Origin of the sequence: Mycobacterium bulgaricum (assembly GCF_041287165.2) — a bacterium.
In the GTDB taxonomy this organism is placed as follows: Bacteria; Actinomycetota; Actinomycetes; order Mycobacteriales; family Mycobacteriaceae; genus Mycobacterium; species Mycobacterium bulgaricum.
Window position 1 is genome coordinate 178,132 of the sequence record NZ_JBGGKV020000008.1, and the last position, 20,907, is coordinate 199,038.

21 protein-coding genes are annotated in these 20,907 nt (G+C 65.6%); 11 read left to right on the top strand and 10 right to left on the bottom strand.

Annotated features, from left to right (window positions below; translation table 11 throughout):
• Positions 1-3 precede the first annotated feature (3 nt).
• From ACAG24_RS21055 to ACAG24_RS21080, 6 genes are read left to right on the top strand one after another with little or no spacing between them, the layout of a single operon-like run.
• Positions 4-1,197 carry an MCE family protein gene (locus ACAG24_RS21055; RefSeq protein WP_370474361.1) on the top strand — a complete coding sequence of 398 codons (1,194 nt, stop codon included), beginning with the start codon at positions 4-6 and terminating at the stop codon, positions 1,195-1,197.
• Positions 1,194-2,219, top strand: coding sequence for an MCE family protein (locus ACAG24_RS21060; protein WP_370474362.1), 1,026 nt, complete (start codon positions 1,194-1,196; stop codon positions 2,217-2,219). Before ACAG24_RS21055 ends, ACAG24_RS21060 begins: the two co-directional genes overlap by 4 nt.
• Positions 2,219-3,322, top strand: coding sequence for an MCE family protein (locus tag ACAG24_RS21065; RefSeq protein WP_370474363.1), 1,104 nt, complete (start codon positions 2,219-2,221; stop codon positions 3,320-3,322). The genes ACAG24_RS21060 and ACAG24_RS21065 overlap by 1 nt, the downstream gene beginning before the upstream one ends.
• Positions 3,306-4,793: an MCE family protein gene (locus tag ACAG24_RS21070; RefSeq protein WP_370474364.1), complete on the top strand. Its 1,488-nt coding sequence runs from the start codon at positions 3,306-3,308 to the stop codon at positions 4,791-4,793. Before ACAG24_RS21065 ends, ACAG24_RS21070 begins: the two co-directional genes overlap by 17 nt.
• Complete coding sequence (locus ACAG24_RS21075; protein WP_370474365.1) at positions 4,790-6,127, top strand: MCE family protein; 1,338 nt, start codon at positions 4,790-4,792, stop codon at positions 6,125-6,127. The genes ACAG24_RS21070 and ACAG24_RS21075 overlap by 4 nt, the downstream gene beginning before the upstream one ends.
• Complete coding sequence (locus ACAG24_RS21080; protein WP_370474366.1) at positions 6,127-7,818, top strand: MCE family protein; 1,692 nt, start codon at positions 6,127-6,129, stop codon at positions 7,816-7,818. The genes ACAG24_RS21075 and ACAG24_RS21080 overlap by 1 nt, the downstream gene beginning before the upstream one ends.
• Before the next feature lie 24 nt (positions 7,819-7,842).
• Here ACAG24_RS21080 and ACAG24_RS21085 read toward each other — a convergent pair whose 3' ends face one another.
• The gene (locus tag ACAG24_RS21085; RefSeq protein ID WP_370474367.1) at positions 7,843-8,367 is read right to left on the bottom strand and encodes an Rv2253/PknI dimerization domain-containing protein; all 525 of its coding nucleotides are present in this window, start codon (positions 8,365-8,367) and stop codon (positions 7,843-7,845) included.
• A gap of 77 nt (positions 8,368-8,444) precedes the next feature.
• Here ACAG24_RS21085 and ACAG24_RS21090 point away from each other — a divergent pair, with 77 nt between their 5' ends.
• Positions 8,445-8,873, top strand: coding sequence for a hypothetical protein (locus ACAG24_RS21090; RefSeq protein ID WP_370474368.1), 429 nt, complete (start codon positions 8,445-8,447; stop codon positions 8,871-8,873).
• Between the two features lie 10 nt (positions 8,874-8,883).
• Here ACAG24_RS21090 and ACAG24_RS21095 read toward each other — a convergent pair whose 3' ends face one another.
• Both ACAG24_RS21095 and ACAG24_RS21100 read right to left on the bottom strand, forming a co-directional pair.
• On the bottom strand, positions 8,884-9,324 hold the full coding sequence (locus ACAG24_RS21095; RefSeq protein ID WP_370474369.1) for an Rv2576c family protein: 441 nt from the start codon (positions 9,322-9,324) through the stop codon (positions 8,884-8,886).
• Between the two features lie 43 nt (positions 9,325-9,367).
• Positions 9,368-10,654 carry a cytochrome P450 gene (locus ACAG24_RS21100; RefSeq protein WP_370474370.1) on the bottom strand — a complete coding sequence of 429 codons (1,287 nt, stop codon included), beginning with the start codon at positions 10,652-10,654 and terminating at the stop codon, positions 9,368-9,370.
• A 196-nt stretch (positions 10,655-10,850) separates the two neighbouring features.
• On the opposite strand from ACAG24_RS21100, the gene ACAG24_RS21105 reads away from it, so the two are divergent.
• Positions 10,851-11,480 (top strand): TetR/AcrR family transcriptional regulator, encoded by a 630-nt coding sequence (locus tag ACAG24_RS21105; protein WP_370474371.1) that lies wholly within the window; start codon positions 10,851-10,853, stop codon positions 11,478-11,480.
• A gap of 7 nt (positions 11,481-11,487) precedes the next feature.
• Here ACAG24_RS21105 and ACAG24_RS21110 read toward each other — a convergent pair whose 3' ends face one another.
• The 7 genes from ACAG24_RS21110 to ACAG24_RS21140 form a co-directional block, all read right to left on the bottom strand.
• Positions 11,488-11,775: a cytochrome C oxidase subunit IV family protein gene (locus tag ACAG24_RS21110; RefSeq protein WP_370474372.1), complete on the bottom strand. Its 288-nt coding sequence runs from the start codon at positions 11,773-11,775 to the stop codon at positions 11,488-11,490.
• 3 nt (positions 11,776-11,778) lie between these two features.
• Complete coding sequence (locus tag ACAG24_RS21115; RefSeq protein ID WP_370474373.1) at positions 11,779-12,387, bottom strand: cytochrome c oxidase subunit 3; 609 nt, start codon at positions 12,385-12,387, stop codon at positions 11,779-11,781.
• Complete coding sequence (locus ACAG24_RS21120) at positions 12,384-13,130, bottom strand: hypothetical protein (protein ID WP_370474374.1); 747 nt, start codon at positions 13,128-13,130, stop codon at positions 12,384-12,386. The genes ACAG24_RS21115 and ACAG24_RS21120 overlap by 4 nt, the downstream gene beginning before the upstream one ends.
• On the bottom strand, positions 13,127-13,873 hold the full coding sequence (locus tag ACAG24_RS21125; RefSeq protein ID WP_370474375.1) for a hypothetical protein: 747 nt from the start codon (positions 13,871-13,873) through the stop codon (positions 13,127-13,129). Before ACAG24_RS21125 ends, ACAG24_RS21120 begins: the two co-directional genes overlap by 4 nt.
• A gap of 101 nt (positions 13,874-13,974) precedes the next feature.
• Complete coding sequence (locus tag ACAG24_RS21130) at positions 13,975-15,120, bottom strand: thiolase family protein (protein WP_370474376.1); 1,146 nt, start codon at positions 15,118-15,120, stop codon at positions 13,975-13,977.
• Positions 15,121-15,139: 19 nt separating this feature from the next.
• Positions 15,140-15,574, bottom strand: a complete 435-nt coding sequence (locus ACAG24_RS21135) for a Zn-ribbon domain-containing OB-fold protein (RefSeq protein ID WP_370474377.1) — start codon at positions 15,572-15,574, stop codon at positions 15,140-15,142.
• Between the two features lie 117 nt (positions 15,575-15,691).
• On the bottom strand, positions 15,692-16,408 hold the full coding sequence (locus ACAG24_RS21140; protein WP_370474378.1) for an enoyl-CoA hydratase/isomerase family protein: 717 nt from the start codon (positions 16,406-16,408) through the stop codon (positions 15,692-15,694).
• A gap of 127 nt (positions 16,409-16,535) precedes the next feature.
• Here ACAG24_RS21140 and ACAG24_RS21145 point away from each other — a divergent pair, with 127 nt between their 5' ends.
• Genes ACAG24_RS21145 through ACAG24_RS21155 form a run of 3 tightly spaced genes read left to right on the top strand, consistent with a single transcriptional unit; the run spans position 16,536 to position 20,799 of the window.
• Positions 16,536-18,104, top strand: coding sequence for an AMP-binding protein (locus ACAG24_RS21145; protein ID WP_370474379.1), 1,569 nt, complete (start codon positions 16,536-16,538; stop codon positions 18,102-18,104).
• Between the two features lie 35 nt (positions 18,105-18,139).
• The gene (locus ACAG24_RS21150) at positions 18,140-19,330 is read left to right on the top strand and encodes an amidohydrolase family protein (RefSeq protein WP_370474380.1); all 1,191 of its coding nucleotides are present in this window, start codon (positions 18,140-18,142) and stop codon (positions 19,328-19,330) included.
• A complete protein-coding gene (locus ACAG24_RS21155; protein WP_370474381.1) occupies positions 19,327-20,799 on the top strand; it encodes a FadD3 family acyl-CoA ligase in 1,473 nt (490 codons plus the stop codon). The genes ACAG24_RS21150 and ACAG24_RS21155 overlap by 4 nt, the downstream gene beginning before the upstream one ends.
• The last annotated feature ends 108 nt before the right edge of the window (positions 20,800-20,907 follow it).

Sequence of the window (20,907 nt, forward strand, 5' to 3'; positions counted from 1 at the left end):
GATGTGAGCAAGAGCTACGGACGGCCGCTTGCCGGTCTCGGCCTCGTGGTCGCACTGGGGTTGGTCCTCGCGCTGGCTATCGGGTTGTTCGCAGGCAAGTTCACCGAAACCGTTCCGGTCACCGTGATCTCGGATCGGGCGGGCCTCGTGATGAACCCCGACGCGAAGGTCAAGATGCGCGGTGTCCAGGTGGGCACCGTCAAGTCGATCTCCTATCTGCCCGACGGCAAGGCCCAGTTGCAGCTCGACCTCGATCCGTCGCAGATGCACCTGATCCCCGGCAACGTCGCCGTCGACATCGCGTCGTCGACGGTGTTCGGCGCGAAGTTCGTCCAGTTCGAGGCGCCGCAGAATCCGAGCGGCGAGTTGAAACGCGGTCAGGTCCTCGAAGGCGACCACGTCACCGTCGAGATCAACACCGTGTTCCAGCAGCTCGTCGAGGTGCTCGACAGCGTCGACCCCACCAAGCTCAACGAAACCCTGGGCGCGATCTCGCAGGCGTTCAACGGCCGCGGTGAGAAGTTCGGCCAGACCCTCTCGGACTTCAACGCGTTGCTGGCCGAGATCGAACCGAGTCTGCCGAACCTGTCCCATGACATCGAGGCCGCGGTGCCCGCACTGCAGGCATACGCCGACGCCGGGCCCGACCTGGTGTCCACCGTCGAGAACACCACGACGCTGGGCAATTCCATCGTCGACGAGCAGGACAATCTGGACCAGTTCCTCATCAGCTCAATCGGTCTGGCCGACCTCGGCAACGAGGTCATCGGAGGCAACCGCGAGGCGCTGACCACCGTGCTCGACAGGCTCGAGCCCACCACCGGTCTGCTGAACCTGTACAAGAAGTCGCTGTGGTGTGGCATCGGCGGCCTGGTGCCGTTCGCGAAGTCGCCGCCGCAGTTCTCCGGCATCTTCGTGTCGGCGGGCCTGACGCTGGGCGTGGAGCGGTACCGCTATCCGGGCGACCTGCCGAAGGTGGCGGCCAAGAGTGGCGGCCGCGATTACTGCACGGAGCTCGGCCTGCCTGAGATGCCCGCCGAATTCATCCCGCCCCTGATCGTCGGCGACGTCGGGTCCAACCCCGCCCAGTACGGCAACCAGGGCATCCTCCTCAACTCCGAGGGCCTGAAGAACTGGCTGTTCGGCCCCCTGGACGGTCCGCCGCGCAACACGGCACAGATCGGAATGCCCGGATGACGCGCTCCGTTTCGACCCTCATCAAGTTCGCCATCTTCGGCCTCGTGATGGCGCTGCTCACCGCGTTCCTGTTCCTAGTGTTCAGCGACAGCAGGACCGGGGCGGCCAACGAGTATTCCGCGGTCTTCAAAGACGCCTCACGGCTGAAGACGGGGGATACCGTGCGTATCGCCGGCATCCGGGTGGGCACCGTCAAAGACGTTGAACTGCAGGCTGACAGGTCCGTGCTGGTCACCTTCGACGCCGACAAGAAGACAGTGCTGACCACGGGCACCCAGGCCGCGATCCGCTACCTCAACCTGGTCGGCGATCGTTATCTGGAACTCGTCGACACCCCCGACTCCACCCAGATCGTTCCGGCGGGCGGTCAGATCCCCGAGGACCGGACAGCACCGGCGCTCGACCTCGACGTCCTGCTGGGCGGGCTCAAGCCCGTCATCCAGGGCCTCAATCCCGAAGACGTCAACGGCTTGACGACGTCTCTGATCCAGATCCTGCAGGGGCAGGGCGGAACGCTCGACTCGCTGTTCTCCAAGGCGTCCTCATTCAGCAATTCGCTGGCCGACAACAACCAGGTCATCGAGCAGCTCATCGTCGACCTGCGCACGGTGCTCGACACCCTCGCCGAGGACGGAGACGAATTCTCCGGAGCCATCGACAAACTCGAGCAGCTGGTCAGCGGACTGTCGGCGGACCGCGACCCGATCGCCACCGCCATCACGTCGCTGGACAACGGCACGGCCTCGATCGCAGACCTGCTGGGCCGGGGCCGGGCGCCGCTGGCCAACACCGTCGACGAGCTCAACCGGCTCGCGCCGCTGGTCGACAACGATCTCGATCGCCTCGACGCAACGCTTCAGCGGCTGCCCGAGATCTACCGCAAGCTCGCCCGCGTCGGTTCGTACGGCGCATGGTTCCCGTACTACATCTGCGGCATCTCCTTCCGCGCCAGTGATCTTGAGGGACGCACGGTCGTCTTCCCCTGGATCAAGCAAGAAGAGGGAAGGTGCGTGGACGAATAATGCTGAAATACCGTGGTTCTCAACTGGCCAGGGCGGGCTTCATCGGCGTTGTCCTGATCATCCTCGTCATCGCCGTCGGACTGCAGCCCGAACGCCTGCTGCAGTGGGCCACTGCCGTGCGCTACCAAGCGCTGTTCACCGAAGCGGGCGGTCTGACCGTCGGCAACGACGTCACCGTGTCCGGGATCAAGGTCGGATCGGTTTCTTCGATCGAACTCGACAATGGTGACGCCCTCGTCGGATTCACGATCGACGGCAAGTACGCGCTCGGCTCGGACACCACCGCCCACATCCGCACCGGCACGCTGCTCGGCGAGCGAGTGTTGGCGCTGGACTCGGCAGGCAGTGGCACCCTCGATCCCCAACAGGTGATACCGCCGAGTCGGACGTCGTCGCCGTATTCGCTGACCGACGCGGTCAGCGAGCTCACCAGCAACACCGCCAACACCGACACCGCATCGCTGAACCAGTCGCTGGACACACTGTCGGCGACGCTGGATCAGATTGCGCCGCAACTGGGTCCGACGTTCGACGGCCTGTCGCGACTGTCCCGGTCGCTCAACAGCCGCAACGAGAGCCTGGCCGAACTGCTCCGGACCGCGGGCGAGGTCACCGGCATCTTCTCCGAGCGCAGCAGGCAGGTCAACGCGCTGATCCTCAATGCCAACGACCTGCTCGCGGTACTCAACGAACGCCGCTACGCCATCACCAGCCTTCTCTCCAACATCTCCGCGGTGTCGCAGCAGTTGTCGGCCCTGGTCGCCGACAATGAGGCCGAGCTCGCACCCGCGCTGGAACGGCTCAACAACGTGACGCGGATGTTGGAGCGCAACCGCGACAACCTCGCCAAGATGCTCCCGGGTGCGGCGAAGTACTACCTGACCCAGGGCGAGATCGTGTCCAACGGTGCCTACTACAACGCCCTGATCCCGAATATTCAACCCTCACAGCTGTTGCAGCCGTTCCTGGAGTACGCCTTCGGGTACCGGCGCGGCGTCGAACAGGGCCAGCCGCCGGACAACGCCGGACCGCGGGCCGAGCTTCCGTTCCCCGTCAACAGCCTTCCGCAGCCTGGAGACCTCCCCAATGATGGCAACCCGTAAGCGGCTGGTGGCCGGCACGGCAATCCTGCTGGCCATCCTTCTGATCGCCGGCGCGGCTTTCCTTGTCCGGCAGGTGTTCTTCGGGCCGAAGACGATCACGGCGTACTTCCCGACCGCGACGGCGATCTATCCGGGTGACGAGGTCCGGGTGTCAGGCGTCAAGGTCGGCACGATCGACAAGATCGAGCCGGAAGGCACGCGGACGAAGATGACGCTTCACGTCGACAGCGAGGTGCCCGTACCGGCCGACGCCAAAGCCGTGATCGTGGCGCAGAACCTTGTCGCCGCCCGCTACGTGCAGCTGACGCCGGCCTACCGTGAGGGCGGTGGCCCCACGATGGACGATGGCGGTTCCATTCCGGAGACCCGCACGGCCGTCCCCGTCGAGTGGGATGAGGTCAAGACCCAGTTGATGCGTCTCTCGGAGGAACTGGGGCCGCAGACCGGTGTCGACGGAACGTCGATTTCGCGCTTCGTCGACAGCGCCGCGAACGCGATGGAGGGCAACGGCGAGAAGCTGCGCGAGACGTTGCGTCAACTGTCGGGTGTGGCAAGAATTTTCGCCGAGGGCAGCGGCAACATCGTCGACATCATCAGGAACCTCCAGGTCTTCGTCTCCGCATTGCGTGACAGCAAAGAGCAGATCGTGATGTTCCAGAACCGCCTGGCCACACTGACGAGCGTCATCGACGACAACAGGTCAGACCTGGACGCCGCACTGACCGATCTGTCGTTCGCCATCGGCGAGGTGCAGCGATTCGTCGTCGGCAGCAGGGACCAGACGACTGAGCAGGTCCGAAGCCTCGGTCAGGTGATGCAGGTGCTCGCCGACAACAAACTGGCGCTGGAGAACGTTCTGCACATCACGCCCAATGCGATCGCGAACTTCGAGAACATCTACTACCCGAACGGCGGCTCGGTCACGGGCGCGTTCTCGGTGTCGAACTTCTCCAACCCGGTGTGGTTCGTCTGCGGCCTCATCGGCGGCGTCGCGAACACGACCGCGCCCGAGACGGCGAAGCTCTGCGCGCAATACCTCGGGCCCGCGCTGCGCTCGGTCCCCATCCACAACCTGCCGTTCCCGATCAACGCCTACCTGCGGCCCGCGGTGAGTCCCGAGCGCACGATCTACACCGATCCCAAACTCGCGCCCGGCGGCGCAGGCCCCGGTGATCCGGCCGAGATCCCACCGACTGTCTCGGCGTACACGGGCTCCGGCGACATCCCGCCCCCGCCCGGCTGGGGCGCACCCCCCGGTCCGCCCGGGATCTACCAGCCGGACTCTGACGCCCCGGCCACGCCGTCCCCGGCGCTGTATCCCGGTGCGCCGCTGCCGGGCCCGCCCAACATCCTGTCGAACATCCCGGCACAGCCACAGCCACAGCCGCAGACTGTCGACGGACTGCTGTTGCCGCCCACGCCCGCGCCCGCGGGGCCCCTGCTGCCCGCAGAAGGGATGCCGCCATCATGATCCGCGCAGCGAAGTCGTTGACGATCGTGGGTTGCGCTGCAGCGCTCTCACTTTCGGGTTGTGCGTTCGAAGGTGTGAACTCGCTTCCCCTGCCCGGTGCGGTGGGACGCGGGGGAGACGCAGTCACCTACAACGTGCAGGTGCCGAATGTCGCGACGCTGGAGTCGAATTCGCCCGTCATGATCGATGACGTCGTCGTCGGCAGCGTCGGCAAGATGACGGTGCAGAACTGGCATGCCGACGTCGAGATCTCGGTGAAGCCCGACGTGGTGATCCCCGCCAACGCCGTGGCAACCGTGGGGCAGACCAGCCTGCTGGGGTCGATGCACCTGTCGCTGAACCCGCCACTGGGCGAGTCGCCGACCGGCAAGCTGCAGCCCGGAAGTACGCTGCCGCTGAACTCGTCGTCCACTTATCCGACCACCGAGCAGACGCTGTCGTCGTTGTCGACGGTTGCCAACGGCGGTGGTCTCGGTCAGATCGGCGACATCATCCACAACATGAACACCGCGTTTTCGGGGCGCGAGTCCGAGGCTCGAGAGTTGCTCACCAGGCTGGACAATTTCGTCGGTGTCCTGGCAGAACAGCGTGAGAACATCATCGCCTCGATGCAGCAGTTGCGCCGGGTGGCAGGCACATTCGCCAACCAGCGTGAGGTGATCGACCGGGCGCTGAAGGAGATTCCGCCCGCCATCGACGTGCTGATCAAGGAACGGCCGACCTTCACCACGGCGCTGCAGCGGCTCGGGACGTTCAGCGACACGGCCACTCAACTCGTCAACGACGCCGGCGACGACCTGGTCAAGAACCTTGAGAACATCGGTCCCGTCCTCGGCGCGCTCGCCGACATCGGACCCGACCTCAACGAGGCGGTGCTGTGGGCCAGCGCGTTCCCGTACGGGCCGACGTTCGCCGACCGCATCACCAAGGGCGATTACATCAACCTGTACGCGATCTTCGACATCACCTATCCACGGTTGAAGAAGACGCTGCTCGCCGGAACGCGGTGGGGGGACCAGAACGCCAAACTGATTCCCGCACCGGGCGATCCGTACTACCTGAACTACGCCTACAACCCGCTGAACTTCGGTGTCGCGCCTCCACCGGAAGCGCCTGTGACACCCGCCGCCGAAGGCGCTGCGCCGCCGCCGGCGCCCGTCATCCCCGCCGAACCGATTCTGCCTGTGGTGCCGCCACCGCCTGCGGCGCCCTGGCTTCCGCAGGCCCAACCGCTGCGCGGTGACCAGATCTTCGCCGGCCCGTACGCGGCGCAGATACCACCACCGGCCGCACCGCCCTCGCCCGCCGCGCCGACACCTGGAGGAGGTGGCTGATGCTCACCCGCTTCGTCCGGAACCAGTTGATCATCTTCACGATTGCGTCGATCGTCGGCGTGTCGGTGATGCTGTTCGCCTACATGCAGGTGCCTACGCTGTTGGGCATCGGGCGGCTCGCGGTCACGCTGGAGCTGCCCGAATCGGGCGGCCTCTACCGGTTCAGCAACGTGACCTATCGCGGCGTCCAGGTGGGCAAGGTCACCGGGGTGGCGCTCACCGAGAACGGCGCGGAAGCCACACTGTCCCTTGACACCTCGCCTCAGATCCCCGCGAATCTGCGGGCCGAGGTCCGCAGTGTGTCCGCGGTCGGCGAGCAGTATGTCGAGCTTCTCCCCGAGACCGACGAGGGGCCCTACCTGGAGGACGGGTCACGAATCCCGGTCACCGCGACCACGGTTCCACAGCAGGTGGGACCGATGCTCGATCAGCTCAGCGCTCTGGTCGACAGCTTGCCGAAGGAGCGCATTCCAGATCTGCTCGACGAGACCTTCAAGGCATTCAACGGCGCCGGGCCCGATTTCGGCTCGCTGCTCGACTCCGCCTCGAAGATCACCACGGACGCCAACGGTGTGTCCGGCGAATTCCGCTCGCTGATCGACGACAGCCGGCCGCTGATCGATTCGCAGGCCGAGACCACCGACGCGATCCGGACATGGGCGCGCAGCCTCAGTGGGATCTCGGCGCAGGTCGTGCAAAACGACCCGCAGGTGCGCGCGCTGTTGCAGCAGGGCCCGGGCTTTGCGCAGGAGGTCAGCACGCTGCTGAACCAGCTCAAACCGACGCTGCCGGTTCTGTTGGCGAACCTCAGCACGGTGGGGCAGACACTGCTCACCTACAACCCCGCGATCGAACAGCTGCTGGTGCTTTTCCCGGGAATCATTGCCGCCCAGCAGTCTTTCGGCCTTCCGCAGAACAGCCCCACCGGCTTGCCGATGGGCGACTTCGCGCTGACGATCAGCGATCCGAATCCGTGCACCGTCGGGTTCCTGCCGTCGACGCAGTGGCGGTCTCCCGAGGACGAGACGACCGTGGACACCCCGGACGGCCTGTACTGCAAGCTGCCGCAGGACTCCCCGATGAACGTCCGTGGCGCGCGCAACTACCCGTGCATCGAACACCCCGGCAAGCGCGCCCCGACCGTCGAATTGTGCAACGACCCACGAGGATTCGTGCCCACCGCGATTCGCAACCACATCACCGGGCCGTATCCGTTCGACCCGAACCTGGTGTCCCAGGGTGTCCCGATCGACTCGTTCGTCGAAGGGCCGGACCGCATCTACACGCCGGTCGAGGGAACGCCACTGCCCCCGGGTGCCGTGCGGGCGGGCACACCACCCGTGTCGGCGCCGGGCACCCCGCCGTTCCCGGTGGGTGCCCCCGCCCCGATGGTTCCGGGTGCACCGCCACCGGCGCAGCCTCCGATTCTCCCGCCCGCACCGTTGCCGGCAGGGCAGGGTCCGCTGCTGCCGGGTCAGGCCGTCCCAGTGGCTCCGGCGCCGGCGAACGGCGCAATCCCTGCCGCACCAAGCGCGTTCGGCGGCAACGGGTCCGGTGTGCCGACCGTCGGCACGGCGCAGTACAACCCGCAGACGGGGGAGTACCTCGCCCCAGACGGAACGATGCACCAGGTCACGAATGTGGCGACGGGAGCGGCACCCAAGTCCTGGCAGGACCTGCTACCGATGTGATCGATGGAGCGGAGCCGGTGCGGCTCAGGAAATCCTGTCCATCCGCACCGGCAGCTCGATCACCTTCGACTTGTTGACGCCGCAGGCGCCGCTGTCGCTCTTGGTGACGTTGCGGCCCGCGATGGTGGTCATGTTCCGCTTGATCCGATGCTGCGTCGATGTGTCGACGCCCCACAGCTGAAATTTCTGGTAGCCGGTCGCGAAGGTGCCGTTGGGACAAGGCATCCAGTTCGGAACGACGTGCTCGACGAAGTAGAAGTCGTCGAGCCGCACCGATCCGGTCCACCCGAGGGAACTCTTCACCTCACCCGTGCACTCGATCGGGCTCAGGCAGGTCATGTTGACTGTCCACGTTTCGAGGACCGACCGTTCCTTGATCTTCACCTCGTTGGTGCGGGCCCACTCGCCGTCGGAGAAAACCCGCCATGTTCCGGTGAGGTTCACACCCCATTCCTCTTTGTCCGCCGCAGAAGTGGGGGCAAGACCCACGCTTCCCAGCAGGGTGATCGCGGTGGCGGCAAGGCCGGTGAACAGACGTGAAGCACGCATGGGTCCAGCCTAACGGTGCCAGAAGTACAGCTCTTCAAAAGCGAGAATTTCGTTCCGCCGCATGGAAAAATGGGCGGATGCGATCTCTCGTCGCAGCTTTCGCTGCCGTCGCGGCCCCTGCCGTCCTGATGACCGCGGCTCCCGCAGCGGCCCAGCCGCCTCCACCGCCTCCCGGCGGGGAATGCAACTACCCGAATTGCACCCCCGGGATCCTGCCGAACGTGGTCCTCGGCTCCTATTGCGCCAACACCACGTATTACGCGTTCGGCGTTACGGATTGGGGACGTCTGGTGTTCTGCGGCTCGCCGCGGCGGTACGAACCGCGCTGGTTCCGCTCACCGGAGATGCACGGAGTCAAGAACGAGGGTGACCTGTGCCCGGCCCTCGACGGTCAGGTGGCACAGGCGCCCGACGGGCTCTTCCTGACGTGTATCGCCAAGGACAACCGCTCCTACTGGGCGCGCGGCGACGCCTCGGTCGGTGGGGGCAACCCACCCCCGCAGTAGCCTGCGGGATTTACCAGGGGCGCTGCGAGCAAAGCGCGCCCTTGGTCCCCGAATCCGTCGCGACCACCACGTCGTCCACTCGCAGTTCGCACACGAAGCCCGGATCGGCCAGCGGAGGCGTCATCGACGAGGGCAGTCCGACGACGACCATGGACCACTCGTTCGGGTCGGCAAGCCAGGTCTCGAACACCCAGGGCTGGTTGGGGCCCAGGTTCGCCTCGACGTTCGGGGTGTACAGGTACGGATTATGGCTGTACTCGCCCCAATTCGGCGGATCGTTCTGCCGGTAGTAGATCTCGGCGTTCGCGATGTCCTGGCTGGCGCCCACGGTGTACTTCACGTGATGCAGGGGCGGCTGGGCTGCGGCCGTGCCGCCTGTGACGACCGCGGTCGCTGTGAAGGCTCCCGCCACCGAGGCAGCGAGAACCGGAAGCGTCTTGTAGAACACCATTTCCGAATTTTAGAACGGCGCTATAGGCCCCGTGTGGGATTCGCTAGACCGGAGGCAGCGGGTCGAAGGTGATGTTGATGTCGGTCAACCCGCGGAGGATGAACGTGGGCTCGTAGTTGTAGCGCCGTTCCCCCGGCGGGCCGTGCAGTTCCTCGTCGATCTTGATGTCACCCATCCGGTCGAGGATGCGCTCGATCGACACGCGACCCTCCACGCGGGCCAGGGGTCCACCGGGGCACGAGTGCACGCCGCGGCCGAAGGCGATGTGCTCGCGCACGTTTTTGCGGTCGAGGTCGAACTCGTGCGGATGCTCGAAACGCCCGGGATCCCGGTTGACCGCACCCGGGCACACCATCAGCGTGGTGCCGGCGGGGACATCGAAGTCGCCCACCTTGGTGTTCTTCTTGGCGAGCCGGAACTGGCTCTTGACCGGTGCGTCCATCCGCAGCGCCTCCTCGACGAAAACCGGGATGCGGCTGCGGTCGCGGCGCAACCGTTCCTGGACGTCCGGATGATCGCCCAGCACACGCATCGACGCGGACAGCAGCTTCGTCGTGGTCTCCTGCCCGGCAGCGAAAAGGAACGTCGCCGAACGGACGACCTCGATCACCGGGGGGGTCGAGCCGTCCGGGTACTTCGCCGTCGCGAGTGCGGTGAGGACGTCGTCGCGCGGTTCCTTGCGACGGTCCTCCAGATACCCGATGAACTTCTCGTCCAGCCACTCCAGCGGATTGGCGCCGACCAGGTCGCTGTGATCCAGAGAGCCGACGTTCGCGCCGGGCCGGGGCGCGCCGAGCACGGTGCGGAACTCGTCGTGATCGGACTCCGGCACACCAAGCATGTCGGCAATCACCAACAGCGAGAACGGTTTCGCGTATGCGGTGAGGAACTCACACCGCCCTGCGGCGATGAAGTCGTCGAGCACCTCGTCAGCAAGTCGCCACATGAAGTCCTCGTTCTCCTTGAGCCTGCTCGGCGTCAGGAGGCGGTTCAGCAGCGACCGGGCGTTGGTGTGGTCGGGCGGATCCATCGTCACCATGTGCTCGAACATCGGCATCTGCGGCCGATGCGCGGTGATCTGATCGGTGATGTCGTCGCCCTCGGGAGTGAACGGCAGCGGCGGGAACGGGCCCGCCACCGCGATGCAGGACGAGAACGTATCGGCGTCCTTGAGGACGGTGGCGGCTTCCTCATAGCCGGTGACGGCCAGCACCCCGTAGTTCGGCTCCCTGGTGACCGGGCACTTGCTGCGCAGGTGGTCGAAGTACGGGTGCGGGTCGGGGACGAGCGAGGGATCGGTGAAGTAGTCGATCGTGTCGAAGTCGCTCATGTCCTGGGCCTCCCGGGCTACGGGTCGTGCGGGCGAGTGATCTCGACCACCGTTTCAAAAATGCTGAGCACCTGCTTAGCATGGTGTAAGAGTTAGGGTCAAGGATCTCGGGCGACGCGCGGGTCGCGATCTGAGTGCCGACGCAGATCGCTCCGGGCGGCACCGGGGCGTACACCAGCAAAGGAGTGAGGTCAGCATGTCATCGCCGCGGCGGATCGGGGCACCGGATGCGAAAAATCGCGTCGTGCTGCTCGACGCCGCCGAGCAGCTTCTCATCGAGGAGGGCTATGCGGCTGTCACGTCGCGCCGGGTCGCCGATCAGGCGGGATTGAAGCCCCAGCTGGTGCATTACTACTTCCGCACGATGGAGGACCTGTTCCTCGCGGTGTTTCACCGCAGAGCAGAAGAGGGCCTCGCAGTGCTGTCCACCGCGCTGCAATCGCCGCAGCCGCTGTGGGCACTGTGGAGGTTCAGTACGGCCCCGGAGGCCACCAGGCTCACGATGGAATTCATGGGGCTGGCGAATCACCGCAAAGCGCTGCGGGCGGAAATCGTGTACTACGCCGAGCGTTTCCGCCAGGAACAGAACCGGGCCATCAACGAGGCGCTGCAGCGCTACGGGATGGTGTCGAACGACGTGCCCCCCGTGGTGTGGACGGTGTTCGCGACGAGCGTGTCGCAGGCGCTGGTCATGGAGCGTGCGCTCGGGATCAGCACCGGCCATGCCGAGACGTTCGCGTTCTGCGAGCAGTGGATCCGGCGTCTGGAAGGCGACCCGTTGCCCGAGTTCGCCGAAGGCTGGAACGCCTCGTCAGCGCGCGTATGACCGTGGGTCACCACAGGTAGATCACCAGCACCGCGGTCCAGAGCGTGAGCAACCACGCGTCGGTGCTGTGGCGCAACCACGTCGGCGCTGTCCGCACCTCCATGAAATAGCGGATGATGAGACGACACTTGATGAAGCCCAGCACGATTGCCACGACGGTGATCGGAATGCTCGCCCCGACGTGACCGCCGGAATGGCCGGGCGCCAGCCACCACGACGCCACGGTGATCGCCGAAAGAACCACCCACACGACGGTGATGGCGCGGCCGTCACTGACACTGACCCTGGTCGTCATCGATCACCTCATCACGTACAGCAGACCGAAGATGACCACCCACAGCAGATCGACCATGTGCCAGTAGGCGGCGACGGACTCGATCATCGGAATCCTGCGCTTGCGCGGATTCCGTAACTCGCGCACCACGATTCCCAAGATCAGCAGGCCCAGCATGACGTGGAAGAGATGGACTCCGGTGAGCATGTAGTAGAAGTTGAAGAACTCGTCGAAATGAGAGGGGCCGCCCATCGTCTGCCCCGCAGCGATCTTGGCGGACCATTCGTAGGCTTTGATCCCGATGAAGGCCACCCCGCAGGCGCCGCCGAGGTAGGTCAACCGCAAAGCGGCGGCGATGTCCCCGGCGCGGGCAGCCAGCACACTGCGTGCGACGAACCACGAACTGGTCAGCAGCACAACGGTGTTCAGCGCACCGATGGTGAGGTTCAGATGCTGCTGCGCCTCGAGGAACTGCTGCGGCGCCATGGCGCGGTGGACCATGAAGATCACAAAGTAGGAGCCGAAGATGATGAGATCTCCGAGGACCATCACCCAGATGGCGTTGTCGCCCGGAAGGTGATCGCGTCCGGCCCGTTCGTCGGCCCGGAGTGGCTGTGCCCGAGTGTCGGTCACGGCAGCGGTGCCTGGTCGGCTGGTTGCTCTTCGTTGGCCTTCTTGAGGAAGAAGATCACGCAGGACAGCCAGAATCCGAAGATCGCGGTCCCGGTCCAGAACGACATCGAGCCGTTCCACGAGAACGGGCCCGCGGGCGCCACGAACACCGGAACGGCCAGGATCTCGGTGACGATCTGCCACACCGTCACGTAGGCAAGCCACTTCGGGAAGATGTTGTTGCGGTCGTAGAGGATTGCGATGGCGAAGCCGAAATACGCTGTGGTGAAACAGCCGAGCGAACCGACATAGGACAGGCATCCGAGGTCATAGAGCAACGCCATGACCTCGGGGTCGCGATCCGGGCGGAACGTGGCCGCCAGAAAACAGAACGCGACGAGCAGGCAACCGGGCAGCGCGCCGACAGCCATGCCGCCCATGTAGACGTAGGCCATCACCGACCCAGATGTCATGCGTTTCATGTGATAGACGACGATGCCGTTGGCCACGCCCGCCCCGCCGACGATCAGTATCAGGATGCCGAATCCGATCTGGATCGTCAGGTTGTGCTCGGCGAAGAACTCGACCTTCTGCGCGGTCGTGACGTCGGGCCGGGGTGGCGGCATGGTCCTGGCGAGCGCGAAGAAGATGATGCCGAACGCCGTGTAGAACGCGGGGACGATCGTGAAGACGATCCAGATGTCGCGCTTGCTCACCGGCCGCGTGGGCGCATCGGTGGCCGGCGGTGAGACGGTGGCGCTCACCGTGCCGACACCCCTTCCTCGACCGCCTGCCGTTGCAGCGCCGCGCGCAGCACGAAGAACATCACCGACACGAACACGACCAGTGCACCGCCGCGCAGCCAGAACGAGATGACCCCGTCCCAGGCCAACGGACCGGTGCGCAGCACCGCGGCGGCCGCGGCCGGAGCCATCGCCAGGCCGGTGACGACCGCGAAATGGCCGACCCAGCGCGGGAACACGGGCTTCGGTCCCGAATCGAGATAGATCGCGAGGCCGAGGAGCAGATTCTGGGCGACGAGCATGCCGACGGGGGCCACCAAGGTGATCCATGCGAGATCGTTGAGCAGCAGGAGTAATTCGGGGCTGCGGTCGGGACGGAACGCCGCGACGAGGTAGAAGATGTCGGCCAGTGCGAAAAGTGTTGCGCCGCTGACCGCTGCGGTCAGATAGCAATAGGCCAGCGCGTGGCTCTGGGACGTCATCCGTTTCATCTGGACGACGATCACCATGAAGAACGGCAGCAGCATGATGCCGCAGAGGTTGTAGGTGATCATGGAAAACCGGATCATCGCGGTGTTGTCCGCGTAGAACGCCGCGACCTGATCGGCCGTCATCTGAGGCGACATCGGCGGAAGGAAGCCCGGAAACGCGACGAACGCGATCAACAGGACCGCGCCGAATATCGGTGCGGTCCACAAGCTGATCAGCTGGGTTCTGATGTTCGCCGTCTTGGGCAGGTCCTCGGCCTCGGCGAGAATCTGCATCCGACCTCCCTGATCGCGGGAATGTGAGTAGCCGATCGGCTACTCGCCCTCCCGCGACAGTAGCCGATCGGCTACCAAACCTCCAGGGGTCCGCGAAATCCCTACAGGGACAGGATCGTCGCGGATGCCGTGCCCGGCGCGCCGTAGACCTGGGCCAGCCCGACCCGCGGTTGGCCCGGTACCTGGCGGTCACCCGCTTCACCGCGGAGCTGACGGACGAGCTCGTGCATCTGACGCAGCCCCGAGGCGCCGATCGGTTCGCCGTTGGCGATCAAGCCGCCGTCGGTGTTGACCGGGATCGAACCGTGGATCTCGGTGGCTCCGTCGGCGAGCAGCTTCTCCTGCTCGCCGTCGGCGCAGAGCCCGGTCTCGGCCATGTGGATGACCTCCGCGCCGGCATCGGTGTCCTGCAACTGGGCGACGTCGACGTCCTCCGGTCCGATACCCGCGATCTCGTAGGCGGCCTTGGCGGCGTATACCGTCGGCGACGAGTCCTCGTCGAGCGGTGCGGACGTCGCGTGCACCTCGTAGGCGCCGAAGGTCCGCGTGCGGATCTCGCTGGCGCGCACGTACACCGGCTTGTCGGTGAATTTATGGGCGATGTCGCCACGGCACATGATCACCGCAGCCGCACCCTCGTCCGGTGCGCAGAACATGTACTGGGTCAGCGGATAGTTCAGCGCCGGCGACGCCAGGATCTCCTCGACCGATATCTCTTTGCGGCGGAAAGCATTCGGGTTCAACGCCCCGTTGCGGAAGTTCTTGTTGGCGACCCGGGCCAGCGTCTCCTGGGAGATGTTGTGCTTGTGGATGTAGTGATTGGCCTTCATGCCGAAGAACTTCGTGGTCACGAACTGGCCGTTCTCGGCATACCACTGTGGCAGTGCGAGTTTGGCCGGGTCGTCGGTGAACGCACCACGCGGGTGCTTGTCGAGACCCACCGCCACGCCGATGTCGTACTTGCCCAGCCGGATCGTGTCGGCCGTCTGCTGGATGGCGCTGGCCGACGTGGCGCAGGCGTTGAACACGTTGGTGAAGGTGATGCCCGTCAGGCCGACGAGGCGCGTCACCGAATCCGGATTGGACACTTCGTAACTGCCGCCGAAGCCGAACTGGATGTCCTTCCACTCGACGCCGGCGTCGGCGAGCGCGAGCCGGATCGCCTCGGCGCCCATCTGGACCGCCGGCTTGTCGAAGCGGCCGAACGGATGCAGTCCCACGCCGATGATGGCGACGTCGTTGGTCATGTCTGTGTTGTCCTTCGAACTAGACGGGCTGGAACGCGAACGTGACAACCTCGTTGCCGTCGGCGTCAGTGGTGAACGGGATCATCGTGAGTTCGACCTCTTGGCCGAAAGTCAGCTTCGCCGGGTCGTTCTCGGTGAGGCGGCCCTCCACGCGGATCGTGTCGCCGAGTTGGACCAGCCCCACGCCGAAGGGCACGAAGTCCTTGCCCGTGGGGCCCGCATAGGGCGCGCCGGGGGGAAAGCCCTGCGTGGTCCACGCGATGACGGTGCCGCGCCGGGGAAGCAACACTTCGGCCATCTCGGCGCTGCTGCACTTCGGGCAGTGGTCCTGTACCGGGAACACGGTGGCCCCGCACGCGCCACACTCACTACCGATCAGCTGTGGATTCTCGGCGGGCCAGGTGGAGATTTCGGGCGCCAGCGCCCGCTGCGATGTCGACACGTCGTTGAACATAATCGGAAATGACGTTCTCGTCTAGAGAGAACATCTCCTGTGAATGCATGAATTGCGTGCGTTCAGGCCGGCTGGACGGCAGAGGCCCGATTCGCGAGCTCCCGATCTGGCCCGGGGCTACTTGCCCTTGTTCATCACCTTGTCGGCGGCGGCCCAGTGCTCGTCGGACACCCACAGCCGCGCGAACGCCGCGACGGCCTCGGTGGTCGGGACGCCCCGCATCACCCGCTTGACCTCGCCGGCGGGTGCGGCGGCCAGCAGGCGCGCGGTCAGCCGCCACTGCTCGTCGAAACTCGCCCTCGGGATGACCTGGTCGACGAGGCCGATGCGCTCGGCGTCGGTGGCCGCGAGGATGCGTCCGGTGCCTGCCAGCAACAGGGCTCTGCTGTATCCGACCAGCTCGACGAGGCGTTCGGCGCCGCCCCAGGCGGGCATGATCGCCAAAGCGACCTGATTGAAGCCGATCTTGATGTCGTCGGCGGCCACCCGGATGTCGGCGGCCACGGCGAATTCGGCGCCGCCGCCGAGGGCATGGCCGTTGAGGGCGGCCAGCACCGGGCCGGGGAACCCGGCAATGCGATCGCAGATCGACCTCATCCGGAAAGCCATCGCCGCAGCCTGTTCCTCGGTGCGCAGGGCGCTGAGCTCCTTGAGGTCCCCGCCGGAGACAAAGGCCTTGTCACCGGCTCCGGTCAGCGCAAGCGCAGCCGCGCCCGCAGCGCCGTCGAGCGCCTTGTCGAGCTGGTCCATGGTCTCGAGGGAGATCGCGTTCCGCGCGTGCGGGCGATCGATGGTGATGGTCGCCAGACCATCGTCGATTTCGAGGTCGACCATCGGGCATTCTCCCTCTGCGGTATTGGCATTCTCGCAGGCGGAGAATAGCATCACCCTCGAATCGCGAGGATTTCCAAGTCCTCGTGGACGGTATCTCCTCGCGGACGGGAAAGGGTGGCCGGCAGCCATGCGGACGATTCCTGCGGAGCTGGTCAGGCGCTATGAGCAGGAGGGGCACTGGACCAGGGAGACGCTCGGGGACCTGCTGGCCCGCGGGCTGGCGGACAGCCCCGACACCGGATTCTGCGTGCACTCCTCGCTGCGGCCCTACGAAGGAACGTTCGGCGAGGTCGAACGGGATGCCCGGCTGTTGGCGGCCGGGCTGCGGGAGCGCGGGGTCGGGCCCGGTGACGTGGTGGCGCTGCAGTTGCCGAACTGGCGCGAGGCGGCGGTCACGTTCTGGGCGTCGTCCTTCCTCGGTGCCGTGATCGTCCCGATCGTGCACTTCTACGGCCGCAAGGAGATCGGGCACATCCTGTCCGTGGCGAAGCCGCGCGTGTTCATCACGACCGAGGAGTTCGGTCGGATGCGCCACCAGCCCGATCTTTGTGCAGACGTGCCGATCGTCGGGCTGGTCGGGGATAACTCTTTCGACGAACTGCTCGCCGACGAGCCGTTGACAGGCACGATCTCCGCAGATCCCGCGTCGCCGGCCCTGATCGCCTTCACCTCGGGGACCACCAGGGACCCCAAGGGCGTGATCCACAGCCACCAGACTCTGAGCTTCGAGACCCGCCAGCTGCTACAGAACTATCCGCCGGACCGTGGCCGTCAGCTCACGGCCACCCCGGTCGGTCATTTCATCGGGATGGTCGGCGCACTGTTGATCCCGGTTCTCGAGGGTTCGCCTATCGATCTGTGCGACGTCTGGGACCCCGGCATGGTCCTGCAGCTGATGGAAAGCGACGGTCTGTCCATCGGGGGAGGCCCGCCGTACTTCGTCACCAGCCTGCTCGATCACCCTGACTGCAAGCCCCATCATCTCCGCCATTTCAAGGCGGTCGGGCTGGGCGGCTCGACGGTCCCCGCTGCGGTGACTCAGCGGCTCACAGACTTGGGCATGTTCGTGTTCCGCTCCTACGGCAGCACCGAGCATCCCTCGATCACCGGATCGCGCCCGAGTGCGCCGGAGGCCAAGCGACTCTTCACCGACGGTGACCCGCGACCCGGGGTGGAGATCAAGCTGGGGCCTGACGGGGAGATCTACAGCCGCGGCCCTGACCTGTGCCTCGGCTACACCGACGACGAGCTCACCGACCGGGCGTTCGACGACGAGGGCTGGTACCGCACCGGCGACATCGGGGTGCTCGACGCCGACGGATACCTGACCATCACCGACCGCAAGGCCGACGTCATCATCCGCGGCGGCGAGAACATCAGCGCCCTGGAGGTCGAAGAGGTGCTGTTGTCGATGCCGGAGGTCGCCGAGGCGGTCGTCGTCGCCGCGCCCGACCAACGGCTGGGGGAGCGGACAGCCGCGGTGTTGCGCATACGCGAGGGTCACCCGATGCCGAGCCTCGACGACGTTCGTGCGCACTTCAGGGGCGCAGGCGTCGCGACCCAGAAGTGGCCGGAGGAGTTGCACCGGGTTCCGGAAGGGCAGGACTTCCCCAGGACCGCCAGCGGGAAGGTCCAGAAGTACGTGATCCGGCAGCAGGTCGCGGCCGGCGGGGTCGTTGCGGCCCACCGAAAATGAGAATACGATTCTCTGGATAGGAAAAGGAGTCTTTCATGGGACAACTGTCGCACCGGGTGGATATCCCGTTCCCGCTGTTCGATGCGGACAACCACCTCTACGAGCCGCCGGAGGCGATGACCAAGTACCTCCCCAAGGAGTACAAGGACGTCGTCCAGTACGTCGAGGTCAACGGGCGGACCAAGATCGCGCTCAAGGGCCAGATCTCCAACTACATCCCGAACCCCACGTTCTCGGTGGTGGCCAAGCCGGGTGCCTGGGAGGAGTACTTCAAGTTCGGCAACCCTGACGGCAAGAGCAAGCGTGAGCTGTTCGGCGAGCCGATGAAGGCCATCCCGGCGTTCTTCGAGCCCGAGCCGCGCATCAAGGTGATGGACGAGCTCGGCGTCGACCGCAGCCTGATGTTCCCGACGCTGGCAAGCCTGATCGAGGAGCGTCTCTCTGACGATCCCATCGCGATCCACGTGATCATCCACGCGCTCAACGAGTGGTTGCACGAGGTCTGGGGCTTCAACTACCAGAACCGCATCTTCACCACGCCCGTCATCACGCTGCCCATTGTCGAGAAGGCGATCGAGGAGCTGGAGTGGTGCGTCAAGCGTGGCGCCCGTGCCATCCTGATCCGGCCCGCGCCGGTGCCAGGGTTCCGCGGACCCCGTTCCTTCGCGCTGCCCGAGTTCGATCCGTTCTGGGAGCGCGTCGTACACCACGACATCTTCGTGGGCATGCACTCCTCGGACAGCGGCTACTCGCGCTACACGTCCGAATGGGACGGCGCCGCCCAGGAGATGCTGCCGTTCCAGACCAACGCGATGTCGATCCTCAACGAGTGGCGACCCATTCAGGATGCCGTGGCGTCGTGGGTGATTCACGGCGCGCTGTTCCGCTTCCCGAAGCTGAAGGTCGGCATCGTCGAGGCCGGCTCGAAGTGGATGTTCCCGCTGCTGGATTCGATGGCCGAGGTGTACAAGAAGGCTCCCGAGGCCTTCCTGGGCAACCCGATCGAAGAGATCAAGAACCGGATCTACGTCAGCCCGTTCTACGAAGAGGGCATCGATGACCTGATCAACCTGATCGGTGTCGACCAGGTGCTCTACGGTTCCGACTGGCCGCACCCCGAGGGTCTGGCCGAGCCCACCCACTACGTGACGGCGCTCGAGCACCTCTCGGTGGAGGATCAGGCCAAGATCATGGGCGGCAACCTGGGACGTCTCGTCACGACGTGACCTACCAAGCTCGATGGCAGACCATCCCCGAGTTGGTCGCCAGCGCGGCGGACCGGTTCGGCGACAGCGAAGCTGTCGTCGACGGTCCGCTGCGTTTGTCCTTTACCGAACTCGTCGAGCGGATCCGTTGTGCCGCAGGCGCGTTCGCCGACCTCGGTATCGACAAAGGGGATCGCGCCGCGATCTGGGCGCCCAACAGCGCCGAGTGGATCATCTCCGCCTTCGGTCTGCTCACCGCCGGCGGTGTACTGGTTCCGGTCAACACCAGGTTCAAAACCGAGGAGGCGGGCGACATCATCGCCCGCAGCGGCGCCAAGGCCGTCCTCGTCCAGCAGGGCTTCCTCGGCGTCGACTACGTGGCACCCGGCGGGGTGCCCGTGATCGACCTGAAATCGGACTTCCTCTCCAGCGGCGCGCCGTTCAGCAGGCCGGTGACCTCCACCGACATCTCGGACATCATCTTCACGTCGGGTACCACCGGGCGGCCCAAGGGCGTGATGATGCATCACGCGCAGAACCTGCGGCTCTACGAGGAGTGGTGCGACCTCGCCGACCTGCGCCGGGGCGACCGCTATCTCATGGTCAACCCGTACTTCCACACCTTCGGCTACAAGGCCGGGTTGATCGCGTCGTTCATCCGCGGTGCGACGATGCTGCCGATTTCGGTGTTCGACGTCGACAGGGTGGTGGAACTCATTGCGGCGGAACGCATCACGATGCTTCCCGGCCCGCCGACGCTGTACCACTCGCTGCTGTCCCTGCCTGACAAGTCGAAGCTCGCCACGCTGCGGGCCGGGGTGACCGGTGCGGCCGACATCCCCGTCGAGCTGATTCGGCGGGTGCACGAAGAGCTGCCGTTCCAGACCCTGGCGACGGGCTACGGCCTCACCGAGGCCGGTACCGTCACACTGTCGCGGCCCGGTGATTCGTTCGAGGACATCGCAACCACCGCGGGAGTCGCCTGCGACGGTGTCGAGATGCGCATCGCCGACGACGGCGAGGTGCTGGTGCGGGGCTACACGGTCATGCAGGGCTACCTCGACGACCCGGCGGCTACCGCCGAGACCATCGACGACGACGGCTGGCTCCACACCGGTGACCTCGGCACCGTGGACGACGCGGGCAGGCTGCGGATCGTCGGGCGCAAGAAGGACATGTTCATCGTGGGCGGCTTCAATGCCTACCCCGCCGAGATCGAGGGCTTTCTGCTGGAGCACCCCGCCGTGGCGCAGGCCGCCGTCATCGGCGTCCCCGACGAGCGCATGGGGCAGGTCGGCAAGGCCTTCGTCGTGGCCAAGGCCGGCCCGAACGGCTCGGGGGCGGGGCTGGACGGCGACGATCTGATCGCCTGGTGTCGCGACCGAATGGCCGGTTTCAAGGTGCCCCGGTATGTAGAGTTCCTCGACGAGTTGCCGTTGAATGCGACCGGCAAGGTGATGAAAGACAAACTGCAGAACCTCGGGCGCTGAGCGGACGCACAGCGCGTAAACAGCATTTCCGCTGACAGACCTTTTGTCCGGACGCGCAAAACGGGGGTACTGTCATAGGCGATACTCAAAAAAGAAGAACGACATTCT